25 protein-coding genes are annotated in these 19985 nt (G+C 62.6%); 12 read left to right on the forward strand and 13 right to left on the reverse strand.

All coding sequences use genetic code 11. From position 1 onward, the window contains the following. Window positions 1-13: 13 nt before the first annotated feature. Window positions 14-520 (reverse strand): DUF1993 domain-containing protein, encoded by a 507-nt coding sequence (locus AC0L3O_RS05620; protein ID WP_128173199.1) that lies wholly within the window; start codon window positions 518-520, stop codon window positions 14-16. A 121-nt stretch (window positions 521-641) separates the two neighbouring features. Here AC0L3O_RS05620 and AC0L3O_RS05625 point away from each other — a divergent pair, with 121 nt between their 5' ends. After that, window positions 642-1691, forward strand: a complete 1050-nt coding sequence (locus AC0L3O_RS05625) for a DUF1176 domain-containing protein (protein ID WP_128173198.1) — start codon at window positions 642-644, stop codon at window positions 1689-1691. Here AC0L3O_RS05625 and AC0L3O_RS05630 read toward each other — a convergent pair. The 7 genes from AC0L3O_RS05630 to AC0L3O_RS05660 all read right to left on the reverse strand — a co-directional run bounded on the left by AC0L3O_RS05630 (window position 1688) and on the right by AC0L3O_RS05660 (window position 8067). Then, window positions 1688-2566 carry an alpha/beta hydrolase family protein gene (locus AC0L3O_RS05630; RefSeq protein WP_473615065.1) on the reverse strand — a complete coding sequence of 293 codons (879 nt, stop codon included), beginning with the start codon at window positions 2564-2566 and terminating at the stop codon, window positions 1688-1690. The two genes, AC0L3O_RS05625 and AC0L3O_RS05630, sit on opposite strands and share 4 nt — an antisense overlap. Window positions 2567-2598: 32 nt before the next feature. Beyond that, entirely contained in the window at window positions 2599-4221 is a 1623-nt protein-coding gene (locus tag AC0L3O_RS05635; RefSeq protein WP_473615067.1) for an NTP transferase domain-containing protein, read from the reverse strand. Continuing rightward, window positions 4218-4922, reverse strand: a complete 705-nt coding sequence (locus tag AC0L3O_RS05640; RefSeq protein ID WP_287237546.1) for an XdhC family protein — start codon at window positions 4920-4922, stop codon at window positions 4218-4220. The genes AC0L3O_RS05635 and AC0L3O_RS05640 overlap by 4 nt, the downstream gene beginning before the upstream one ends. A gap of 67 nt (window positions 4923-4989) precedes the next feature. Continuing rightward, a complete protein-coding gene (locus AC0L3O_RS05645) occupies window positions 4990-5328 on the reverse strand; it encodes an XdhC family protein (protein WP_027154201.1) in 339 nt (112 codons plus the stop codon). Between the two features lie 28 nt (window positions 5329-5356). After that, a complete protein-coding gene (locus tag AC0L3O_RS05650) occupies window positions 5357-6607 on the reverse strand; it encodes a vWA domain-containing protein (protein WP_473615068.1) in 1251 nt (416 codons plus the stop codon). Window positions 6608-6610: 3 nt separating this feature from the next. Then, window positions 6611-7540, reverse strand: a complete 930-nt coding sequence (locus tag AC0L3O_RS05655) for an AAA family ATPase (RefSeq protein WP_287228940.1) — start codon at window positions 7538-7540, stop codon at window positions 6611-6613. A gap of 32 nt (window positions 7541-7572) precedes the next feature. Beyond that, on the reverse strand, window positions 7573-8067 hold the full coding sequence (locus AC0L3O_RS05660) for a flavin reductase (RefSeq protein WP_473534539.1): 495 nt from the start codon (window positions 8065-8067) through the stop codon (window positions 7573-7575). A 191-nt stretch (window positions 8068-8258) separates the two neighbouring features. Here AC0L3O_RS05660 and AC0L3O_RS05665 point away from each other — a divergent pair, with 191 nt between their 5' ends. Both AC0L3O_RS05665 and AC0L3O_RS05670 read left to right on the forward strand, forming a co-directional pair. Next, window positions 8259-9344 carry a branched-chain amino acid ABC transporter substrate-binding protein gene (locus AC0L3O_RS05665; RefSeq protein ID WP_473534540.1) on the forward strand — a complete coding sequence of 362 codons (1086 nt, stop codon included), beginning with the start codon at window positions 8259-8261 and terminating at the stop codon, window positions 9342-9344. Continuing rightward, entirely contained in the window at window positions 9344-10345 is a 1002-nt protein-coding gene (locus AC0L3O_RS05670) for a P1 family peptidase (RefSeq protein ID WP_473534656.1), read from the forward strand. The genes AC0L3O_RS05665 and AC0L3O_RS05670 overlap by 1 nt, the downstream gene beginning before the upstream one ends. 23 nt (window positions 10346-10368) lie before the next feature. Here the strand turns inward: AC0L3O_RS05670 and AC0L3O_RS05675 are convergent, their stop codons facing one another. Continuing rightward, entirely contained in the window at window positions 10369-10623 is a 255-nt protein-coding gene (locus AC0L3O_RS05675; protein ID WP_023798236.1) for a DUF2171 domain-containing protein, read from the reverse strand. A 241-nt stretch (window positions 10624-10864) separates the two neighbouring features. Between AC0L3O_RS05675 and AC0L3O_RS05680 the strand changes: the two genes are divergently transcribed. From AC0L3O_RS05680 to purB, 3 genes are read left to right on the forward strand one after another with little or no spacing between them, the layout of a single operon-like run. Then, window positions 10865-11590: a DUF2259 domain-containing protein gene (locus AC0L3O_RS05680; RefSeq protein ID WP_287210962.1), complete on the forward strand. Its 726-nt coding sequence runs from the start codon at window positions 10865-10867 to the stop codon at window positions 11588-11590. Beyond that, window positions 11587-12105, forward strand: a complete 519-nt coding sequence (locus tag AC0L3O_RS05685; RefSeq protein ID WP_287072491.1) for a hypothetical protein — start codon at window positions 11587-11589, stop codon at window positions 12103-12105. The genes AC0L3O_RS05680 and AC0L3O_RS05685 overlap by 4 nt, the downstream gene beginning before the upstream one ends. Before the next feature lie 59 nt (window positions 12106-12164). Further along, complete coding sequence (gene purB, locus AC0L3O_RS05690; protein ID WP_287171909.1) at window positions 12165-13472, forward strand: adenylosuccinate lyase; 1308 nt, start codon at window positions 12165-12167, stop codon at window positions 13470-13472. Between the two features lie 222 nt (window positions 13473-13694). Here purB and AC0L3O_RS05695 read toward each other — a convergent pair whose 3' ends face one another. Continuing rightward, entirely contained in the window at window positions 13695-14507 is an 813-nt protein-coding gene (locus AC0L3O_RS05695; protein WP_473534542.1) for a VOC family protein, read from the reverse strand. Window positions 14508-14812: 305 nt separating this feature from the next. Between AC0L3O_RS05695 and AC0L3O_RS05700 the strand changes: the two genes are divergently transcribed. Continuing rightward, window positions 14813-15361: an RBBP9/YdeN family alpha/beta hydrolase gene (locus AC0L3O_RS05700; RefSeq protein WP_473534657.1), complete on the forward strand. Its 549-nt coding sequence runs from the start codon at window positions 14813-14815 to the stop codon at window positions 15359-15361. Between the two features lie 117 nt (window positions 15362-15478). On the opposite strand, the gene AC0L3O_RS05705 is transcribed toward AC0L3O_RS05700, so the two are convergent. Beyond that, window positions 15479-16252, reverse strand: coding sequence for an HpcH/HpaI aldolase family protein (locus AC0L3O_RS05705; RefSeq protein WP_023798243.1), 774 nt, complete (start codon window positions 16250-16252; stop codon window positions 15479-15481). A 207-nt stretch (window positions 16253-16459) separates the two neighbouring features. Continuing rightward, window positions 16460-16780 carry a DUF1476 domain-containing protein gene (locus AC0L3O_RS05710; protein ID WP_027154189.1) on the reverse strand — a complete coding sequence of 107 codons (321 nt, stop codon included), beginning with the start codon at window positions 16778-16780 and terminating at the stop codon, window positions 16460-16462. Window positions 16781-17057: 277 nt separating this feature from the next. On the opposite strand from AC0L3O_RS05710, the gene purC reads away from it, so the two are divergent. The 5 genes from purC to AC0L3O_RS05735 are packed head-to-tail and all read left to right on the forward strand — an operon-like array spanning window position 17058 to window position 19534. Further along, a complete protein-coding gene (purC, locus tag AC0L3O_RS05715) occupies window positions 17058-17852 on the forward strand; it encodes a phosphoribosylaminoimidazolesuccinocarboxamide synthase (protein ID WP_023798245.1) in 795 nt (264 codons plus the stop codon). A 40-nt stretch (window positions 17853-17892) separates the two neighbouring features. After that, window positions 17893-18135: a phosphoribosylformylglycinamidine synthase subunit PurS gene (gene purS, locus AC0L3O_RS05720; RefSeq protein ID WP_023798246.1), complete on the forward strand. Its 243-nt coding sequence runs from the start codon at window positions 17893-17895 to the stop codon at window positions 18133-18135. A gap of 18 nt (window positions 18136-18153) precedes the next feature. Then, the gene (locus tag AC0L3O_RS05725; RefSeq protein ID WP_023798247.1) at window positions 18154-18408 is read left to right on the forward strand and encodes a hypothetical protein; all 255 of its coding nucleotides are present in this window, start codon (window positions 18154-18156) and stop codon (window positions 18406-18408) included. Then, entirely contained in the window at window positions 18405-19073 is a 669-nt protein-coding gene (purQ, locus tag AC0L3O_RS05730; protein ID WP_023798248.1) for a phosphoribosylformylglycinamidine synthase subunit PurQ, read from the forward strand. Before AC0L3O_RS05725 ends, purQ begins: the two co-directional genes overlap by 4 nt. Window positions 19074-19117: 44 nt before the next feature. Then, on the forward strand, window positions 19118-19534 hold the full coding sequence (locus AC0L3O_RS05735) for a hypothetical protein (protein ID WP_128246630.1): 417 nt from the start codon (window positions 19118-19120) through the stop codon (window positions 19532-19534). Window positions 19535-19678: 144 nt separating this feature from the next. Here AC0L3O_RS05735 and AC0L3O_RS05740 read toward each other — a convergent pair whose 3' ends face one another. Beyond that, window positions 19679-19975 (reverse strand): DUF1127 domain-containing protein, encoded by a 297-nt coding sequence (locus tag AC0L3O_RS05740; protein ID WP_473534543.1) that lies wholly within the window; start codon window positions 19973-19975, stop codon window positions 19679-19681. Between the last annotated feature and the right edge of the window lie 10 nt (window positions 19976-19985).

Raw genomic sequence — 19985 nt, forward strand, 5'->3', positions numbered from 1 at the left:
CCTCGCCAATTCTTCAACGCGATCCCATGAAAATCGCCTTGCTCAGCGGCACGCCATTGTGGCGCAGGATGTCGTAGGCGGTGGTCACGTGGAAATAGAAATTGGGCATGGCGAGATGCAGCAGATACTGCATGCCGGCCATCGAGAATTCGCGCTGGCCAAGCTTCAGCTCGATCATTCTGTCATCGGAGCCGTCCATATCGGCAGCCGAGAATGTCGCCAGAAGGTCGACGGTCTTGGCGATGCGCGCCTGGAGATCGGCAAAGGTCGCCTCATTGTCTTCATATTTCGGCACCTCGCGACCGGCAAGCCGCGACGGCGCGCCCTTGGCATGGTCGGTCGCGATCTGCACCTGTCTGGTCAACGCATACATGTCCGGCGCCAGCCTCGACGTCAAAAACACCTGCGGATCGATCTTGCGGTCGAGCGCATTCTGCTCGGCGATGTTCAGCACGTTGGATAGCGCCTTCAACCTGGCCGAAAACACCGGCACGGACGCTTCGTACATCGATATGGTCACGTGAATCTCCTATCCCGGCGGGAACGCCGACGGCGGCACCTAGCGCCTGCGCAGGCGATTCAAGCGTCACCACGTCGCCGCAATCGCTATGATAGGATTTCCCGTCCGGTGGAGATTCCCGATGAGAAGCGCCCTTTTTGCAGCGACTGCTTTTTTCTCCCTTGCCGTGACAGGCCAACCGGTGCTCGCCGCCGAAGCGCCTTATGTCGACGACAGGTCGGACGCCGAAGCGGTCATCCGCTCGTTCTACAGCGCCATCAACCGGCAAGAATTCGCGCGCGCCTGGGACTATTTCGGCGAAACCAAGCCGGTCCAGGATTTCGACGCCTTCGTCAAGGGCTATGACGGCACCGAAAGGGTCGAGGTCAAAACCGGTGGCGTGTCCGAAGACGGTGCGGCCGGCAGCATCTATTACAATGTTCCGGTCGCCATCCGGGCGACAGCCAAGGACGGCAGCGAAAATGTCTTTGCCGGCTGCTACACCCTGCGCCAGGTCAACGCCTCGATCCAGGAACCGCCATTCCGCCCGATCTTCATCGACAAGGGCGCGCTGAAACCGTCCAATGCCGAATTCGAGGAGGCCGTGCCGGCAAGCTGCGGCGACGCACCGCCGCCGCCGAAGAAGGATGCGGCGCTGGAGCAGGCCAAGAAGGCGTTTGCGGCCACTTATGGCGACCAGTGCGACAAGGAAATGCCTGGCGGCGAGCCCTTGGCAGAGCCGGACGCCTACTCCCTGCGCTACAAGGATGCCGGCGCCGAGGCCGATCAGCCCGAACGCGAGACGCGGCTGTTTCGCTTCTTCTGCTCGATGGCTGCCTACAATGAGAGTGCCGTCTACTATGTCTACGACGATGTGTCAGGCGTCCGGCAGCTGCAGTTCGCCTCGCCGGAACTCGATATCCACTATGAGAACAACGATAGCGAAGGCAAGGTCGAGGCGATCAACGTCACCGGCTTCCAGACCGACGACCAGCTGGTCAATTCCGAGTATGACGACGCCACCAAGACGATCTCGTCGCTCAACAAGTGGCGCGGCCTCGGCGATGCCGCATCGGCCGGGACCTATCTGTTTCGCAACGGCAATTTCTCGCTGGTGCAGTACGATGTCGACGCCTCCTACGACGGTGAGATCAACCCGCAGACGGTCGTGGACTACAACACACCGCCTTAAGGGGCCTCCGACAGCATCCAGTTGAGCGCGCCGCGCCAGTCGGTCATGCGGATCGGCGTGCCGTGCGTGCCGGTCTCGAAGCGGACAAAGCGGGCCGGATAGGTCTTCGATTTGGCCAGGATCGAACGGAAGAAGGCTTCCTGTTTCTCGACTGGAAACACAGGGTCCTTGCTGCCCTGGCCAAAGAAGACCGGAACACGGCGCTTGAAGGCCGGGCTCGAGAAGAAACTTTCATCCCATAGCGAACCGAGCAGCAGCAGCCCGCCGATGCGGCCGCCAGTATCCTTGCGGGCGGCCAGCTTCCAGCACAATGCGCCGCCCATCGAGCCGCAGGCGACGAAGATCTTCGCGCCCGGCGACCGTTCCGCATAGTGGCCGATCAGCGCAGCGATCTGGGCCGCACCGGTGTCGCCGAAATCGGAAAAGTCCGGTGACAGATAGAGGCCACCATTGCCGGCCATCAGGTTCTTGATGCGGTTGAAATTGCCGCCGAAGGTGAAATCGTCAACGCCCTGCTTGCGGCTGCCGCCCTGCCCGTGCAAATAGAGCACGATGACGCCGGCGCCTTGTGTGCGACCGACGGCGACGTGGCGGATATTGCCGGCGTCGGTCTTCAGCAGCAGATCCTGCTGCACCTTGCGCACACCGGTGTCGACATACTGCGCCTGCGCGCGGCGCTCCGGCACCTTGTCGCGGGCGTTGATATCGCGCAGCTCGCGATAGTCGACGACTGTATAGGCGCCCTCGGACGAGAGGATGGCCGGATAGGCGAACAGATCGTCTTTGAAGGGCTTGAGAACGTCAGCGTAAGCAGCGCAAGAAAACAGGAAAAATATTGAAGTCAGTAGAGCGCATAGGACGGTTCGAATAGCCATCCCTCAGGCATGCGTTTTTCGGCCCCGGTTTGTCAATCCTGCAGCACGCCGCCGGCGCCTTCCAGCGCCTCGGGGGTGTCGACATCGATGGACGCTGCCTTGCCGATCTCGACATCGACGACATCGAGGCCCTCGGCCTCGACCAGATGGCGCGCGCCGGTATCGCCTTCGAGATGAGCGATCGCCGCAAACAGCGAACGCGGCAGCAACACAGGGTTGCCTCGCTTTCCCTCATGCGAGGCCCGCACGACCGATCGGCCCTCGGATTTGCGGAATGCATCGATCAGCCTGTCGAGGTCGGCTGACGCGATGCCAGGCATGTCGCCAAGCACGATCATGGCGCCGGCAGCATCGCCAGAAACGCTCGCGATGCCGGCCTTCAGCGATGAAGACAGGCCCTCGGCGAAATCCGGATTGTCGGCGAAAGTCACGTCCAGTCCCGACAACGCGGCGCGCACACGCTCACGCTGATGGCCGGTGACGATGACGGTGCCCGAAGCTTTGGAGCCGAGCGCGCGCTCGGCGCTGCGGCGGACCAGCGGCTGGCCGTCGAACAGCGCCAGCAGCTTGTTCGGGCCGCCCATGCGGCTGGAGCGGCCGGCGGCCAGCAGCACGATATCGACCTTCAACTCGGCACTCTCAGACTTTGGCGCCGGCAGCGGCTCGCGCGGCTGTGGCCGGGTCGGGATTTCCATCAACAGACCGCCGACACCCATGCCGGCAATATCCTTGGCCGTCACGTCGAGACCGGCGATCAACCGGTCCAAAACCCAGTCGAAGCCGTTCTCCTTGGGGCTGCGGGCGCAGCCCGGCGCGCCGATGACGCGCTTGCCGGCAAGCGCGCCGAGCACCAGGAGATTGCCGGGATCGACCGGCATGCCGGCGCGGATGACGGTGCCGCCGGCCTGCTCGATCGCTGCAGGGATGACGTCGCCAAAATCGCTCATCGCCGATGCGCCGAAGATCACCACAATATCGTTGTCACGCGCCAGCGAGCCCGCAGCATCCGCAACGGCGCCAATTTCGTGCGGCGTGCGGCGCTCGGTCGTCAGCCGGCCACCCGAGCGCGCCAGACGGGCTTCGGTGACCCGCAACGTCTTGTCGAGCACACTCGGCTTGATGCCGGGCAGAACCGTCTGGATGACGCCGACACGCACCGGCTGATAGGCATTGACGGCAAAGATCTCGCCGCTGGCGCAGATCCTTGCCACCGCATCGACCAGGGCGGAAGCAACGGCGAAGGGAATGATCTTCACGGTTGCGACCATCTGGCCATTTTCGACCGGCGCGTGCTGCGCCAGCGTGGCGATGGTGATGGTCGGATCGACGGCGTTGATGGCGTTGATCATCGCGGCATCGACCGTGAAGATACCGGCCGCCCGGGCGTGCAGATTAACCCGGCCGGTCGCGGCGGGCTTCGCCTCGACATTGCGATGGATCATGCTTTCGGCGATCTTTTCGGCGGCAGCGTCCTCGCTCAAATCATCGGGAGCAAGAACAGCCGCGACAACCTCCGAAATCCCTGCTGACTTGAGCAAAGACACATCCTCGGCGCTCAGCCTGCGTGCCTTGCGCAAGCGCCGTTCTCCGGCCGTGGTGGCATGCGCCAGCACTGCGCCTTCGGCCGTATCTACGGGGATTGGCCCAAACTTCACGCCACCGCTTCCTTGGATTCGTGGCCGCGCGAACGAAACGCCTGGATCGCTTGCGCCAACACCGCCACAGCTATTTCGGCCGGGCTCGCCGCACCGATGTCGAGACCGATCGGCGCGTGGATGCGGGCGATCTGGTCGGCGGTCGCGCCCAATGCCAGCAGGCGCTCAACCCGCTTCGCATGGGTCTTGCGGCTGCCGAGCGCACCGACATAGAAGCAGTTGGCGTCGAGCGCCGCCTTCAGCGCGAAATCGTCGATCTTCGGATCATGGGTGACGGCGGCCAGCGCCGTATAGCTGTCGAGCGGCTGGCGCTTCAGGATATCCTCCGGCCATTCGGCATGCAGCGCGACGTCGGGAAAGCGGTCTGCGGTGGCAAAGGCCGTGCGCGGATCGACGATCTCCACGGGGTAGCCGGCGATCCTGGCCATCGGCGCCAGTGCCTGACTGATATGGACTGCGCCGATCACCACCAGGCGCGGCTGCGGCAGGTAGGCGTTGAGGAAGAAGGTTTGCCCTTCCGCCTCGACCGACCCGGAATTGCCTGATCGAAACGCCTTGGCGATCGCAGCGCCCAATTCGCCGGCGACCTGATCGCCCTCCCTCACGATGCGATCGCGGCCATCGCCGAGATCGGTGACCAGGATCACCGCGCGGCGGGCGCGGCGTTCGGCGTTCAGCGTTTTCAGCGCGTAGGGATCCATCGAAATATCTCTTGTTTAAGCATGATTCTTGTCGGCAAACCGGTTCCCACTTTGCGGGATCATGCTTCTAACCCAACCGCTCGACATAGACCTTGATGCGGCCACCGCAGGACAGGCCGACCTGCCAGGCGGTCTCGTCGGCGACGCCGAACTCCAGCATCTTGGCCTTGCCGCTGTCGATGACGTCGACCGCCTCGGTGACCACCGCGCCTTCGACGCAGCCACCAGAGACGGAGCCGTGGAAATTGCCGTCCGCGTCGATGACAAGGTGGCTGCCGACCGGGCGCGGCGCCGAGCCCCAGGTCTCGACCACGGTGGCAATGGCGACATCCTTGCCGTCTTTCATCCAGCCTTCCGCGATGATCAGCGGATCGCGGGCCTCATCGAGATAAATGCTGTTTTCCATCACCGTTTCTCCCGGAGAAAACATATGACTATGCGGCGTCTCTCGCGCCACCCTCAATCCATCTGCGTGGGTCGACGGAGCGCGCCGAAGTCTTGTCCAGCGACGCGCACAGGTCGGCGAGCGCATCGAGATTGTGCACCGAGCGGAATTCGTCGACATGCGGCAGCATCGCCTTGACGCCGCGGGCGCGCGCCTCGAAGCCGTCGAAGCGCAGCAGCGGGTTCAGCCAGATCAGCCGCCGGCAGGATTTGCGCAGGCGCTCCATTTCCTCCGACAGGCCGGCAACGTCGTCGCGCTCCAGCCCGTCGGTGATCAGGAGAACCACCGCACCCTGCCCCAGCACACGCCGCGACCACAACCGGTTGAATTCGGCCAGCGTATCGCCGATGCGGGTGCCGCCCGACCAGTCCATCACCGCCGCCGAACAATCGGCGAGTGCCGCGTCAGGATCGCGATGGCGCATCTGCCGCGTCAGATTTGTCAGCCTGGTGCCGAAGACGAAGGCGTGCACGCGCCGGCGCTTTTCCGTCAGCGCATGCAGGAAATGCAGGAAAATGCGCGTGTACTGGCTCATCGAACCGGAAATATCGGCAAGCACGACCAGCGGCGGGTGAACCTCGCGCGGCGACCGGAATTTCGGCAGGATCAGTTCGCCGCCTGTCCGCGCGGCCGAACGCATCATGGCGCGCGGATCGATACGTCGGCCATGCGCGTTGGATTTGAAACGCCGTGTCCTGACCATGTCGAAGGGCAGCCGCAACTCGGCGATCGCCTTCTTGGCGTCAGTCATCTCGGCGGCGTTCATCTCGGCAAAATCCTTGCCCCTCAGCACCTCGTTGCCGGAAAACGTGAAGCGAGCGTCGACCTCGATCTCGGGGATTTCCTGCACCGGCTGGTTCTTCTGGTGGCCCTCGAACATTGCCTGGCTGACGCGGTTTTCCGCAGCCCGCGGCTTTTGCTTCTCTCTGATATCAGGCGCCACCGGCGAAAACATCGCCAGCATCTTTTCGATCAGCTCGTGCGATTTCCAGAACAGCCGGAAAGTCTCGTCGAAGGTAGGGTGATCTTCGTGCCGCGACACCAGTACGGCGTGCAGCGTCCAGTAGAAATCGTCGCGAGAGCCGATACCGGCGGCAAGCACCGCCTCGATCGCATCCTTTACCGAGGCCGGGCCGACCCGCATGCCGGCCTTGCGTAGGGTGCGGGCGAAATAGACGATGTTATCGGCGATCATCCCATCGGGCGTGGCCTCTTTCGGTTCGGGATGCGGCGTTGCCATCGCCTACTCCGCCGCCGAAAGCTCGGCCTTCACCTCGTTGAGGATGCGCCGGCCTTCGCCCTGTTCTATACGGGCAATGTCGTCTTGGTATTTCAGCAGCACGCCGATCGTGTCGGAAACGGTTTCCGGATCGAGCGCCACCTTGTCGAGTTCGGTCAGCGCGCTGGCCCAGTCGATGGTCTCGGCAACCCCCGGCACCTTGAACAGCTCGATCTGGCGCAGCTTCTGTATGAACGAAACCACCTCTGCCGACAGCCGGCTGTTGGCCTGCGGTACTTTTCTGCGCACGATCTCCAGCTCGCGCTCGGCATTCGGGTAGTCTACCCAGTGATAGAGGCAGCGGCGCTTCAGCGCGTCATGGATCTCGCGGGTGCGGTTGGTGGTGATGATGACGATCGGCGGCTCCTCCGCCTTGATCGTGCCGAGCTCGGGCACCGTGACCTGGAAGTCGGAGAGAATTTCGAGCAGGAATGCCTCGAAGGCCTCGTCGGTGCGGTCGAGCTCGTCGATCAGAAAGACCGGGGCGGCGCCCGCCTTGCCGGTCAGTGCGTCGAGCACCGGGCGGCGGATCAGGTATTTTTCGGAAAAGACGTTGCGCTCCATGTCGGAGCGGTCGACCTTGCCGGCCGCCTCTTCCATGCGGATCTCGATCATCTGCGCGGCGTAGTTCCACTCGTAGACGGCGGACGAGACGTCGAGGCCTTCATAGCATTGCAGGCGGATCAGCCGGCGGCCGAGCGCTTGCGCCAGCACCTTGGCGATCTCGGTCTTGCCGACGCCGGCCTCGCCCTCAAGGAACAGCGGCCGCTTCATGCGCAGCGATAGAAACAGCACGGTCGCCAGCGACCGGTCTGCCACATAGTCCGCACCGGTCAGCAGATCGAGCGTCTCATCGATCGTCCGCGGTGCGGGACGCGGTTTCAACTCGGTCATTCTTTCTCCGTGGGTGCAGCCATCCAGGGCCTCTACAGAGCGTGATAGCCGCGGTCGTGATAGATCAGCGGCCGCAAATTATCGCCGGTGCGCAGGCCTGTCACCTTGCCAAAAAGCACACGGTGGGTGGCCAGATCCTTGGTGTCGATCAGTTCGCAGTCGAACACGGCGAGCGCGCCCTTCAGCGTGGGCGCGCCGGTCGAGATCATATCCCACTCGCCGAGCGCGAAGCGTTCCTCGACGGGCAGGCCGGTGAGGCCGGAAAAGCCGACCGACAGCGCCTCCTGGTCCGAAGCCAGCGCGTTCAAGGCGAACCTGCCATTCTTCACGAACGGCTCGTTCTTGGGATTTTCGCGATTGAGGCAGACCAGGATGGTCGGCGGCGTGTCCGACACCGAACAGGCTGCAATGACAGTCGCACCCCGCCTGCCGGCGGAACCATCGGTGGTGACCACATGGACGTGGCCGGCAAAATGGGCCATCGCGTCGCGATAGGCCTGCGGCCCTATGTCGTTCTTCTTCAGCACCGGCGATTTCCATTGGTTTGAAGCGAGATGAACCCAACCGTTATATATGGCGGGATATTGCATGCCACAAGCGAAGTGGTTGACATGCATCCTGAATTTCGCGTGTTGCGTGAAAGCTGACCAGCCTTTAGGTCTTGGCAGGAAGTGGCGCCGGCAAACACGCGACCGGCGCGGAGGAAATCTTCGCTCGCATGCGACCCCGGACAATAGGCACGACAACGACAATAGCGGTGCTGGCTTGGCTGTCTCTCGCCGGTGATGCGAACGCTGAGATGCTGCTGGTCGGCGTCGCAGCACCACTGTCCGGGCCGTCGGCGACCCTCGGCAAGCAGATCGAGGCGGGCGCCGGCCTGGCGGCAGCGGCGAACGGTGCTCAACTCAAGGTTGTCGACGACGCCTGCACGGCCGATGGCGGGGCTGCCGCGGCGAGGAAATTCGTTGCGTCGAAAGTCGGCGTGGTCGTCGGCTTCCTCTGCACCGAGGCGATCGAGGCGGCACTGCCGATCCTGAAGGACGCCGACATACCGGTCATCACCGTCGGCGTGCGCACCGAAAGCCTGACCGACCGGCGCGCCAAGACCGGCTGGCCGATCTTTCGGCTCGGGCCGCGCGGCGATGACGAGCGCAACGCCGTCGCCTTCAATCTCACCCGCCAATGGCAGAACGAGCTGTTCGCCATCATCGACGACGGCACGATTTACGGCCGCGAAATCGCCGAGACGCTTCGGGCGGCAGCCGAGCAGGCGGCGCTGAAACCGGTGTTCGTCGACACATTCAGGCCGCAGCTCGACAACCAGATCGGACTGATCGGGCGGCTGAGGAAGGCCGGTGCAACGCATGTCTTCGCCGGCGGCGACGGCGAAGACATCGCCATCATGGGCCGCGACGCCGGCCAACTCGATGCCGGCATCATTTTTGCCGGCGGCGAAGCGCTGCGCACACCGCCCGGCGACGTGCCTTATGCCACGGGCACGCTGATGATTGCGCCGCCCGAATGGGCCGATGTCGCCGACTCCAGGGTGCTCGAAAGCTTTGCCGCACAAAACATCGTGCCGGACGGCTACACGCTGCCGGCCTTTGCGGCGGTCGAGATCGCCGAAGCGGCGACGGCGCTGGCGGAAACCTCCGGCAAGCCATTGGCCGATGCGCTTACCGCGCATGACTTCAGCTCCGCGATCGGGCCCATCCGCTTTGACGGCAAGGGCGACTTGACCGAGAACCTCTATCGGGTCTTCCGTTTCAACGGCGCACATTTCGTGCCGGCGGAGGCCAAATGATGTTTCGGACAGGGCCGCGCAATCTCATCACCGATGTCGCCGGCCTGCGCGTCGGCAACGCTTCCGATGTTAGGCTGAAGTCCGGGGTGACCACCATCGTCTGCGACGAACCGGCGGTGGCCGGTGTCCAGATCCTGGGCGGTGCGCCAGGCACCCGCGAGACCGACCTGCTCGATCCGCACAATTCGATCGAGGCGATCCATGCCGTGGTGCTTTCGGGTGGCTCGGCTTACGGCCTCGATGCCGCATCCGGCGTACAGGCGGCACTGCGCGAAAACGGCATCGGCGTAGAGGTCGGCGGCTTTCGCGTGCCGATCGTGCCGGCGGCGATCCTGTTCGACCTGCGCAACGGCGGCGACAAGGACTGGGGCCGCTATCCGCCCTACCGCGATCTCGGCTATGAGGCGGCACAGGCAGTCGGCATCGATTTTGCGCTCGGCACGGTCGGCGCGGGCACCGGTGCCCTGAGTTCCGGCCTCAAGGGCGGCCTCGGATCGGCCTCGACGGTGCTCGACAGCGGCGTCACCATCGGCGCACTCGCCGCTGTCAATCCGACCGGCTCGGTGACGATCGCCCGTAGCAGGCACTTCTGGGCAGCGCCCTTCGAGATCGGCGACGAGTTCGGCGGGCTCGGTTATCCCACGCCGATGCCGAAGGACGCGAAAAGGATCCTGCTGAAATTTCGCGACAAGCACGTCGGAGGCAACACGACCATCGCCGTCATCGCCACGGACGCCCTTCTCACCAAGGCCGCCGCAAAACGCCTGGCGATATCAGCGCATGACGGCTTCGTGCGCGCCATTTGGCCGACACATACGCCGGCCGACGGAGATCTGGTTTTCGCGCTGGCGACCGGCAAGAGCGGCATCGAGCTCGCGCCCAACGACGCCATCGAGCTTTACGCCGCGGCCGGCGCCACCATGGCGCGCGCCATCAGCCGCGGCGTCTTTGCCGCGACGCCCGCCGATGGCGACCTGTTTCCGGTCTGGTCGTCGCGCTGAATGCGGGCTGCCGCGGCCCGTCATCAGGTGGGGTCGGATTTTTCTTCCTCGAACGTGACCGCGACATCCGAATTTGCCGACAGCCGGACTTTCTGGCCCTCGACTTCGGCTACGAGGCTGAGCGGAATGAAGTGGTGATGCCCCCTGTGGGCGCCCTCGCCGCTGTCGCGCTTGGTCAGCTTGATTCGTTGTCCCTCAACTTTGTCGACAGTGCCGACATGGACGCCGTCGGCGCCGATCACTTCCATATGTTCGCGAATGCTGGCTGCATCGGTCATTGTGGGTTCTCCATTAGAGCGCCGCGCGTCCTTGGACGCGCAAAGGACGCTCTAACACTTTAAATCAACGCATCGTACTTTCCGAAAATCGATTCCGATTTTCGGGTCGATGCGGTGAAGCTGCCAACATAAACAAATGACGGCACGATTGGATGCATCGGGTTGCGTCTCAGAGCGCACGACGTTTTGACGATGTCGTGATAGTGATCGAAACAACGCTGGCTGCTCAAACGGAAATCCGATGCGAATTCTCGTCCTGTTTGCTGTGTCCCTCCTTGCCCAGTTTGCAACTTCGCTCGCTGCGCATGCCGGCGATGTTGCCGAGCTTGAAATCCTCGGCTTCACCGGGGATGGCGGCGCCTTCGTCTTCGAGGAGTATGGCGTCCAGGACGGGTCGGGGTTTCCCTATGCCAATCGCTATTACATCAATACCGCCGACGACAGTTTTCTCAAGGGCACGCCGATCAGGGTGCGGCTTGACGACGAGAACGCAACGCTCGATGCGGCGCGCCTTGCAGCCCGGCAGAAAGGTGAAGCTATCATCAAACAGGCGGAATTGACCGCGAATCGCGGCATCACCGCCGGCTCCAACCCGGTGACCGAGCTTTCGGCCGATCCGTTCCGCATGGTGGTCAACCCGCGGCCGATCTTTTCGCCGGTCGATGATCCGCTCGAGTTCCGGCTCGACGAGATCGGCATGAACGATACCGAAACCTGCCAAAACCTTGGCGAGATCAACGGCTTTCGCCTGATGCGCATCGAGGCTAAAGGCGGCGGCAAGACTGAACTCCTGCACGAAGACAAGTCGATCCCCAAAAGCAGGGGCTGCCCGAACGGCTATCGGATCGGCGCGGTGCAGACATTTTCCATGCAGGGCCTCAGCGCCTATGCCGTGCTGATCGCGGTGCGCCAGTACGGCTTCGAAGGGCCTGACTATCGCTGGATCGCGGTGACCGGCCGGCTGTGACGTCGCTCCCCGCCATACGCAACAGCGTCCTGGATCGCATCCGCAAGGCCTTGCCGTCGCCGTCCGCCGCAGTTTGCGGCGCGCTGCTGTGGGCCGCAGCGATGGGCGCCAGCGCACTTGTCAATCTGCTGCTGGACGACTGGGTGACCCCGGCAAATATCCGCTTCGTCTCGTTGCTCTATGCGGCGGGCGGTGCGCTCGCCTTTCCGGTTGGCCTGTTCCTGGCGCGGCTCGTCTCGCTCGGGCGGCATTGGCAAGTAGCCTTGGCGGCCGCCTTTGTCTGCCTTCTTGCCACCACGATCGGCTTCACCGGTGGGCTCTTTGCGCTGCAATACCGTTCCTACTATGCCCAGTGGCATGAACCTGCACTGACCATTGGCTGGTCCATCCAGTTCGTGCACACCATGGCGACGGCGTTCTATCAATTCATCGTGCTGGGCATCCGGCTTTATTTTCCGCTCGGTTTCATCGCGCTTGCTCTCGCCAGCATCTGGTTTGCGCGGCAGCAGCGTTGAGCATTTTGTCTGCCTCTGTTACGACGCGGGCGAACGCCCTCGCAAGTCAGGACTGACCGATGATCCCTCGCTACTCCCGGCCGGAAATGGTGGCCATCTGGTCGCCCGAAACCCGGTTCCGCATCTGGTTCGAGATCGAGGCCTACGCTTGCGACGCACTGGCCGAGCTCGGCGTGATCCCGAAGGAAGCCGCCAAAACCATCTGGGAAAAAGGCGGGGCCGCCAAGTTCGACGTCGAGGCGATCGACGAGATCGAGCGCGTCACCAAGCACGACGTCATCGCCTTCCTCACCCACCTCAGCGAATTCGTCGGTCCGGACGCCCGCTTCATTCATCAGGGCATGACGTCCTCGGACGTTCTCGACACCTGCTTTGCCGTGCAGCTCACCCGCGCCGGCGACATCCTTCTGGCCGACATCGACGGCCTGCTTGCGGCGCTCAAGCGCCGCGCCTTCGAACACAAGGACACCGTCACCATCGGTCGCAGCCACGGCATCCATGCCGAGCCGACCACCTTCGGCGTCAAGCTGGCGCAGGCCTATGCCGAATTCTCGCGCTGCCGCGAGCGGCTGGTGCACGCGCGCGAGGATATTGCGACATGCGCCATATCAGGTGCAGTCGGCACCTTCGCCAATATCGACCCCTATGTCGAAGAGCATGTGGCGAAGAAACTCGGATTGAAGCCGGAGCCGGTGTCGACGCAGGTGATCCCGCGCGACCGCCATGCGATGTTCTTTGCGACGCTCGCTGTCATCGCCTCGTCGATCGAACGGCTGGCGACGGAAATCCGCCATCTGCAGCGCACCGAGGTGCTGGAGGCCGAAGAGTATTTTTCGCCCGGGCAAAAGGGCTCGTCAGCGATGCCGCACAAGCGTAACCCGGTGCTGACCGAAAACCTCACCGGGCTTGCCCGCATGGTGCGTTCGTTCGCGATGCCGGCGATGGAGAACGTGGCGCTCTGGCACGAGCGCGACATTTCGCATTCGTCGGTCGAGCGCATGATCGGCCCGGATGCGACTGTGACACTCGATTTCGCGCTATCGCGGCTGACCAGTGTCATCGACAGATTGCTCGTCTATCCCGACAACATGCTGAAGAACATGAACAAGTTCCGCGGCCTCGTGCATTCGCAGCGTGTGCTGCTGGCGCTGACGCAGGCCGGCGTCAGCCGTGAGGACGCCTACCGGCTGGTGCAGCGAAACGCCATGAAAGTATGGGAGCAAGGCGCTGATTTCCTTGAGGAACTTTTGGCCGACAAGGAGGTCACCGCAGCCTTGCCCGAGGCCGAAATTCGTGAAAAATTCGACCTGGGTTATCATACCAAGCATGTCGACACGATCTTCAAGCGGGTGTTCGGAGAAGCGTGAGGCCACGCGGTTTTGACCGGTCCTGGCCGGCGGTTCCAAGCTGGAACACGACCTCGTCGCCAACCATCAAACTGCGAGATTTGCCGAAGCGCAAACGGCAGGCTCGCCCTTCTCCCCTTGGGGGGGAGAAGGTGGACCGGCGCGCAACGCCGAGACGGATGAGGGGTGTTCCAGCCTAGCGCAGCCTTCACCTGCTCAGCGCGCACCGTCAGGTTCAAATAATCAAGCCTTGCCGGGAACGGTCCTGATCACCGTTCCCCACGGGTCCTCGCGCGTCGCTGCATCAGTCACATTGTCGGACCGCATTTCGACCCAGGCGAGGCCGGACCGGGAAGGATCGCGACGGCCGGCGCCGGCGCTCTGCCACGAATTGGCGCCTATGTGGTGGTGGTAGCCGCCTGACGACAGGAACACCGCCGCGCCACCATATTTCGCCATGGTATCGAAGCCGAATTCCTGGTGCCACCAGGCCTCGGCGTCTTCCGGCCGTCCGACGCGCAGATGGACATGGCCGATGATGCTGTTGTCCGGCATGCCCTGCCAGGCGGCATTGCCGGCGGGCACGTCGGCGACGACCGACGAAATATTCAGCCGTTCGGTCGCCATCGCTATCTTGTCACCATTCCACTTCCAGTCCTCATGGCGGCGGTCGGAATAGATCTCGATGCCGTTGCCTTCGGGATCGGTCAGGTAGAGCGCCTCGCTGACCAGATGGTCGGAAGCGCCGTCGATGCCGATATTGTTGGCGATGGCGTGGTTGATCCAGCGCCCGAGGTCGGCCCGGCTGGGCAGCAGGAAGGCAGTGTGAAACAGGCCGGCGCTGCGCGGATCGTCAGGCTTCGCCGCTGCAACCGCTTCGATGTCGAGCAAGGGACGATTGGCGGCGCCCAGCGTGATCGTGCCACCGGTGCGGCTCAGTTCCTGCAGCCCGATGACATCGCGATAGTAAGCGGCCAAGCTTTCGGCATCTCGCGCCCGCAGCCCGACGCGGGCAACGCTGACCGGGGTCGTGGCGGCAAAAGGCAATTCGCTCATCAAAGTCTCCGTTTGGCCGGCCTTCGACGAGATCCCCAAAACCAGGAGCCCGCGCCACCTACCATCGTACGTCGTGTCAGTTCCAAGTCCTGGGTCTCATGTACACGGCTGTTTCTTTTCCCGATGACAGATCGTCGTTCTTGATCGTTCACACAAGACGTCAAGAAGCGAACATGGTGTTCACAATTATGAGCAATCGCAAAATGATCAGACCCAGTTGCGCATGATCTTGTTCAAAAACCGCTTCACACTTTTTGGGATCATGCGCGGTTGCACGAAACCGTGTCCCTCGCTACATGCGCGCCATGAAAGTCAGGGATGCAGACATTCTCATCGTGCCGGGCTACACCAATTCCGGTCCCGACCATTGGCAGAGCCGCTGGCAATCGAAATTGTCGACGGCGCGGCGCGTCGAGCAGGCGGAATGGTCGAAGCCAGTGCGCGAAGACTGGACGGCGAGCGTGGCGAAGGCGGTCAACGAGGCCGAGCGACCGGTCGTCATCGTCGCGCACTCACTCGGCGTCGCTGCCGTGATCCAGGCAATGCCGCAGTTCCAGCGTCCGGTCGCCGGAGCCTTCTTCGTGGCGCCGCCCGACGTCGCCAACCCAGAGATAAAACCCAGGCACCTGATGACCTTCGGACCTTATCCGCGCGAGCCGCTGGCATTTCCCTCGGTGGTGATCGCCAGCCGCAACGACCCGTTCTGCACCTTCGAGGTGGCCGAGGACATTGCCGGCGCCTGGGGCTCGCTGTTCATCGACGCCGGCGAGTCCGGACATCTCAACGCCGATGCCGGCTTCGGCCCGTGGCCGGAAGGCTCGATGACTTTTGCGAAATTCCTGACCGACCTTTAGTGCATGTCGCCCAAAAGCATGCCCTCGGGCCTGACCCGAGGGTGCGAAGCGGTTTTGGGACGACATGCATAAAACAAAGACTTTAAGCGCGTTACATTCCCTTCAATGCGACGCGCTTTAGGCGCTGATCGAGTCCCTCACGCTCTTCAGCAGGGTTTTTGCCCCCAGCCCGATCAACGCGTGCTCGGAGCCCATCGCCAGCAGCCGATAGCCCATCGACACCACACGGCCGGCGATGGCCGGCTCGATGACGTAGATCGCGGCATGCTTGCCGGCCTTGCGCGTCCGCTCGGCGATCGAGGCGACTGTTTCCATCATGCTTTCGAGCGTCGAGTTGACGGCGGCGCCGTTCGACCAGGCAATCGAAAAATCCGATGGCCCGAGGAAGATGCCGTCGATACCCGGCGTGTCGAGGATGCCGTCGAGTGCATCGAGCGCGGCGCGCGTTTCGACCATGGCGAAGGCCATGGTGCGCGCGTTGCTGTCGCGCAGCCAGTCGGCATAGTCGCCCTTGCCATGACGCGGAAAGGCATAAGTCGGGCCCCAGGAGCGCTCGCCGAGCGGCGGATACTTCATGGCGGCAGCGAACAGCCTGGCATCCGCCACCGAATTCACCATCGGCGCAATCACCGCCTCGGCGCCGAAATCGAGCGCGCGGCTGGCCATGTCGAAGCGGCCAACCGGAATGCGCACCAGCGCCGGTTTGTTGGCGGCCAGCACCGGCCCAAGGCCGCGCAGCACGCTGTCCTCATGATGTCCGCCATGCTGCATGTCGAGCGTGACGGCATCGAACCCCTGTCTGGCAAGAATCTCGACCGTCAGGGCATCAGGCACGCCAGACCATGCGGTGCACAAGGTTTCATCGGCCGCAAGGCGTGACTTGAGGGACATGGGCGCCTTCCTTATTCGACCTCGCATCGGCCCAAAATCGGCAAGCCCGATGCGAGGAGTCAAAGTTGAGCGTACCTCGTACTTTCCGAATGGATGCACGTCGCTCTAATGCAGTTCAGCCGGAAACAGCTGCAAAGGCAAAGAAAAACCGCCCGGAGGGGCGAGGCGGTCGATTGGTCCAGCGTGTCGATTGGCTCAGAGCAAGGGTCAGGTGTTCTTGATCTGCTCGATTGCCTGCGCCATCAGATCGTCCATGGTGCGGCGAATCTGATGATCCGACTGGGCGACTCCAGCTTCGTCGAAATCCTTGCGGATCTTGCGGAAAACGTCGTGGTCGCCGGCTTCCTCGATATCGGCGAGGACGACCTGGCTGGCATAGGCTTCGGCGTCGGCACCGGCCTTGCCGAGCTTTTCGGCGGCCCACAGGCCGAGCGCTTTGTTGCGGCGGGCCGCAGCCTTGAACCGGAGTTCCTCGTCGATTACGAACTTGCGCTCGAAGCCCTCCTCGCGATCTTTCATGCTGCTCATGGCATCCCTCCGGTCAAATCCGATTTGGTTGGCAGTCGAAATATGTGTCTTGCCCAGCACAAACCAAAAGGCCGCGGGCCGGTCAATATGCTACATCACTTGCTGCGCTGCGGCATTTCATTCCGGAAAGCGGTGATTGAAAGGATTTGCCGATTGAGCAAACACTGCGATTGGGATAGACACCGGCATTGAACCCCTACCGTTGCCGCACTAATTTAGGCATACGGACAGGAACTGGTCGCTTGCCGCCTGCCCGGAAATCCAGAGAAAAGATCAGATGAAAAATCGCCGCCGCATTTATGAAGGCAAGGCCAAGATCCTCTATGAGGGCCCTGAGCCGGGAACACTGATCCAGTTCTTCAAGGACGACGCGACCGCTTTCAACAAGAAGAAGCACGAAATCGTCGATGGCAAGGGCGTGCTCAACAACCGCATTTCCGAGCACATCTTCAACCATCTCAACCGGATGGGCATTCCGACCCATTTCATCCGCCGGCTCAACATGCGCGAGCAGCTGATCAAGGAAGTCGAGATCATCCCGCTCGAGGTGGTCGTGCGCAATGTCGCCGCCGGCTCGCTGGCCAAGCGTCTCGGCATCGAGGAAGGCACCGTGCTGCCGCGCTCGATCATCGAATTCTATTATAAGGCCGATGCGCTCGACGACCCAATGGTGTCTGAAGAGCACATCACTGCTTTCGGCTGGGCAAGCCCGCAGGAGATCGACGACGTCATGGCGCTGGCCATCCGCGTCAACGACTTCCTCTCCGGCTTGTTCATGGGAGTCGGCATCCAGCTTGTCGACTTCAAGATCGAATGCGGCCGGCTGTTCGAAGGCGACATGATGCGCATCGTCGTTGCCGATGAGATCTCGCCGGACTCGTGCCGTCTGTGGGACGTGGCGACCCAGGACAAGCTCGACAAGGATCGTTTCCGCCGCGACATGGGCGGTCTGGTCGAAGCCTATCAGGAAGTCGCCCGCCGCCTCGGCATCATGAACGAGAACGAGCCGCCGCGTCCCGCCGGGCCGGTGCTCGTCGCCTCGACCGATGGCCTCAAAGGCAAGCCGCACTGAGATTTCTTGCCGCTCAACGTCGAACAGGAGCATGTCCAGCGTGATCAAGGCCCGCATTACCGTCACTCTCAAGAACGGCGTGCTCGACCCGCAAGGCAAGGCGATCGAACACGCATTGTCCGGGATGGGCTTTGACGGCGTCGGCCAGGTGCGGCAGGGCAAGGTTTTCGACGTCGAGCTTGCCGAGAGCGACAAGGCCAAGGCCGAGGCCGATCTCAAAGCCATGTGCGACAAGCTTCTGGCGAATACGGTGATTGAGAACTATAGTGTGGCCATTACCTGAGGTTGTGCCGGAGGGTATATGACTGAAGCCACGAACGAGTTGATGTACGAGCTCCTGAAGCGTGTGCACCACGAAGTTGCTGAACTTCGACCAGATGTATCCGAAGTGAAGCGGGAGTTGAACGCAATTCGGGGTCACATGGTCGCAACGCAAAGCGACATCCATAACATCTACGGCATTCTTGGCCGTCAAGACGATCGTCTCGAACGTATAGAGCGCCGTCTCGAATTGCGTGGACTTGCCGAAGCCCAGGGGCCTTACGAACCGAAATGAAATCAGCCGTCGTTCTTCTGCCGGGCCTCAACCGTGACCGCGACATGATCGCGGCGCTGACCAAGATTTCGGGAACGCCGCCGGTCACGGTCTGGCAAACCGATACCGAAATCCCCGACGTCGACCTGATCGCCATTCCCGGTGGCTTCTCCTTCGGCGATTATCTGCGCTGCGGCGCCATTGCGGCGCGCATGCCGGTGATGCGGGCGGTCGCCGAAAAGGCGGCCAAGGGCGTGATGGTCATTGGCGTCTGCAACGGCTTCCAGATCCTGGTCGAGGCCGGCCTTTTGCCAGGCGCCTTGATGCGCAACACGTCGCTGAAATTCGTCTGCCGACAGGTCAAGCTGCAGATCGCCAACGCCAACACAATGTTCACCCGCCGCTACCAGCCGGGCCAGATCATCCGCTCGCCGGTGGCGCATCATGACGGCAATTACTTTGCCGACGCCGAGACGCTGCGCAGGCTCGAAGGCGAAGGCCAGGTCGTGTTCCGCTATGCCGAAGGCACCAATCCCAACGGCTCGATCAACGACATTGCCGGCATCATAAACGGCCAGGGCAATGTGCTCGGCCTGATGCCGCATCCCGAGAACCTGATCGAAGCGGCGCATGGCGGCAGCGACGGCCGGGCGCTGTTCGAAAGTGCGCTTGGCATCGCCGCTTGATATCTTCAGCGTTCATCTTTTTTCCGAATCGAAATAGGCGCCGCATGAGCCCGAGACAGACGATCGCCCGCCTCGCTCTTGTCGCCGCCGCCTGCCTTGTGCTCGCCTCCTGCCAGTCGAAGCCGAAGAACGCGCCGGCGCCTTCGGGCAAGAGTGCGGCGCTGCTTGCCATGGAACAGGTGGCGATCGCCGCCCACAAATGCTGGATCGCCAGCAAGGATCCCGCTTTCAAGCCCTATCAGATGGCCAACGAGCTGAATTCGTTCACCGGCACGCCGCGCTTCCTGCTGGTTCCGGTCAAGCATTATGGCGGAAAGCCGTTGCTGGTCGTGCAGGCACAGGGCAATTCACGCCGGGTTGACGTGTACGGTCCGCTGATGGCCGAACCGCTCGGCGCACGCATCGGCTCGGACATTGCCCGCTGGCAGGCTGGCAATCAGGCCTGCGGTGCGGCTGCATAGGGCTGCGCGCCGCTTCGCGCAGGTCGCCGGTCTAGGCATCGGCCTGGCCGCCCTTGTCCTGCAAATCTGCACCACCGTTCAGGCGTCGATGGCAGCCGGCCGCAGTTTTGTCGGCTCGCTGGTCTTCTATTTCAGCGCGTATTCTCAGGCCCAGAACGGCCTCAGACCCTCACGATGGGCGTCGGCACGCGAGATGCCGATATCCCTAAGCTGATCGTCGGTCATTTCCAGCAAGACCAGCCGACTGCGCCGGCGATCCAGCAAGCGGCCGATCCGGTTTGCAAGTGAGCTGACCCTTCGCACCAAGCGACGGACATAGCCTTGACGGCCTGACGGGCGGGCTCCGGGCAATCCAGCTCTCATGTAACGGATTGTATCGATTGCAGTCATTTTCTTGCTACCGAAATTCGAGATTGTACCTATTTGTTGCTCGGTCACCATATGTATTGAC

The organism is Mesorhizobium sp. WSM4810 (assembly GCF_055811235.1).

Excerpts from the sequence above, each read along its gene's own strand:
- AC0L3O_RS05625 (WP_128173198.1), top strand. The coding sequence starts at position 642 with ATGAGAAGCGCCCTTTTTGCAGCGACTGCTTTTTTCTCCCTTGCCGTG.
- AC0L3O_RS05630 (WP_473615065.1), bottom strand. The coding sequence starts at position 2,566 with ATGGCTATTCGAACCGTCCTATGCGCTCTACTGACTTCAATATTTTTC.
- AC0L3O_RS05640 (WP_287237546.1), bottom strand. The coding sequence starts at position 4,922 with ATGGATCCCTACGCGCTGAAAACGCTGAACGCCGAACGCCGCGCCCGC.
- AC0L3O_RS05645 (WP_027154201.1), bottom strand. The coding sequence starts at position 5,328 with ATGGAAAACAGCATTTATCTCGATGAGGCCCGCGATCCGCTGATCATC.
- AC0L3O_RS05650 (WP_473615068.1), bottom strand. The coding sequence starts at position 6,607 with ATGGCAACGCCGCATCCCGAACCGAAAGAGGCCACGCCCGATGGGATG.
- AC0L3O_RS05655 (WP_287228940.1), bottom strand. The coding sequence starts at position 7,540 with ATGACCGAGTTGAAACCGCGTCCCGCACCGCGGACGATCGATGAGACG.
- AC0L3O_RS05665 (WP_473534540.1), top strand. The coding sequence starts at position 8,259 with ATGCGACCCCGGACAATAGGCACGACAACGACAATAGCGGTGCTGGCT.
- AC0L3O_RS05670 (WP_473534656.1), top strand. The coding sequence starts at position 9,344 with ATGTTTCGGACAGGGCCGCGCAATCTCATCACCGATGTCGCCGGCCTG.
- AC0L3O_RS05675 (WP_023798236.1), bottom strand. The coding sequence starts at position 10,623 with ATGACCGATGCAGCCAGCATTCGCGAACATATGGAAGTGATCGGCGCC.
- AC0L3O_RS05680 (WP_287210962.1), top strand. The coding sequence starts at position 10,865 with ATGCGAATTCTCGTCCTGTTTGCTGTGTCCCTCCTTGCCCAGTTTGCA.
- purB (WP_287171909.1), top strand. The coding sequence starts at position 12,165 with ATGATCCCTCGCTACTCCCGGCCGGAAATGGTGGCCATCTGGTCGCCC.
- AC0L3O_RS05695 (WP_473534542.1), bottom strand. The coding sequence starts at position 14,507 with ATGAGCGAATTGCCTTTTGCCGCCACGACCCCGGTCAGCGTTGCCCGC.
- AC0L3O_RS05700 (WP_473534657.1), top strand. The coding sequence starts at position 14,813 with ATGAAAGTCAGGGATGCAGACATTCTCATCGTGCCGGGCTACACCAAT.
- AC0L3O_RS05705 (WP_023798243.1), bottom strand. The coding sequence starts at position 16,252 with ATGTCCCTCAAGTCACGCCTTGCGGCCGATGAAACCTTGTGCACCGCA.
- AC0L3O_RS05710 (WP_027154189.1), bottom strand. The coding sequence starts at position 16,780 with ATGAGCAGCATGAAAGATCGCGAGGAGGGCTTCGAGCGCAAGTTCGTA.
- purC (WP_023798245.1), top strand. The coding sequence starts at position 17,058 with ATGAAAAATCGCCGCCGCATTTATGAAGGCAAGGCCAAGATCCTCTAT.
- AC0L3O_RS05725 (WP_023798247.1), top strand. The coding sequence starts at position 18,154 with ATGACTGAAGCCACGAACGAGTTGATGTACGAGCTCCTGAAGCGTGTG.
- purQ (WP_023798248.1), top strand. The coding sequence starts at position 18,405 with ATGAAATCAGCCGTCGTTCTTCTGCCGGGCCTCAACCGTGACCGCGAC.
- AC0L3O_RS05735 (WP_128246630.1), top strand. The coding sequence starts at position 19,118 with ATGAGCCCGAGACAGACGATCGCCCGCCTCGCTCTTGTCGCCGCCGCC.
- AC0L3O_RS05740 (WP_473534543.1), bottom strand. The coding sequence starts at position 19,975 with ATGGTGACCGAGCAACAAATAGGTACAATCTCGAATTTCGGTAGCAAG.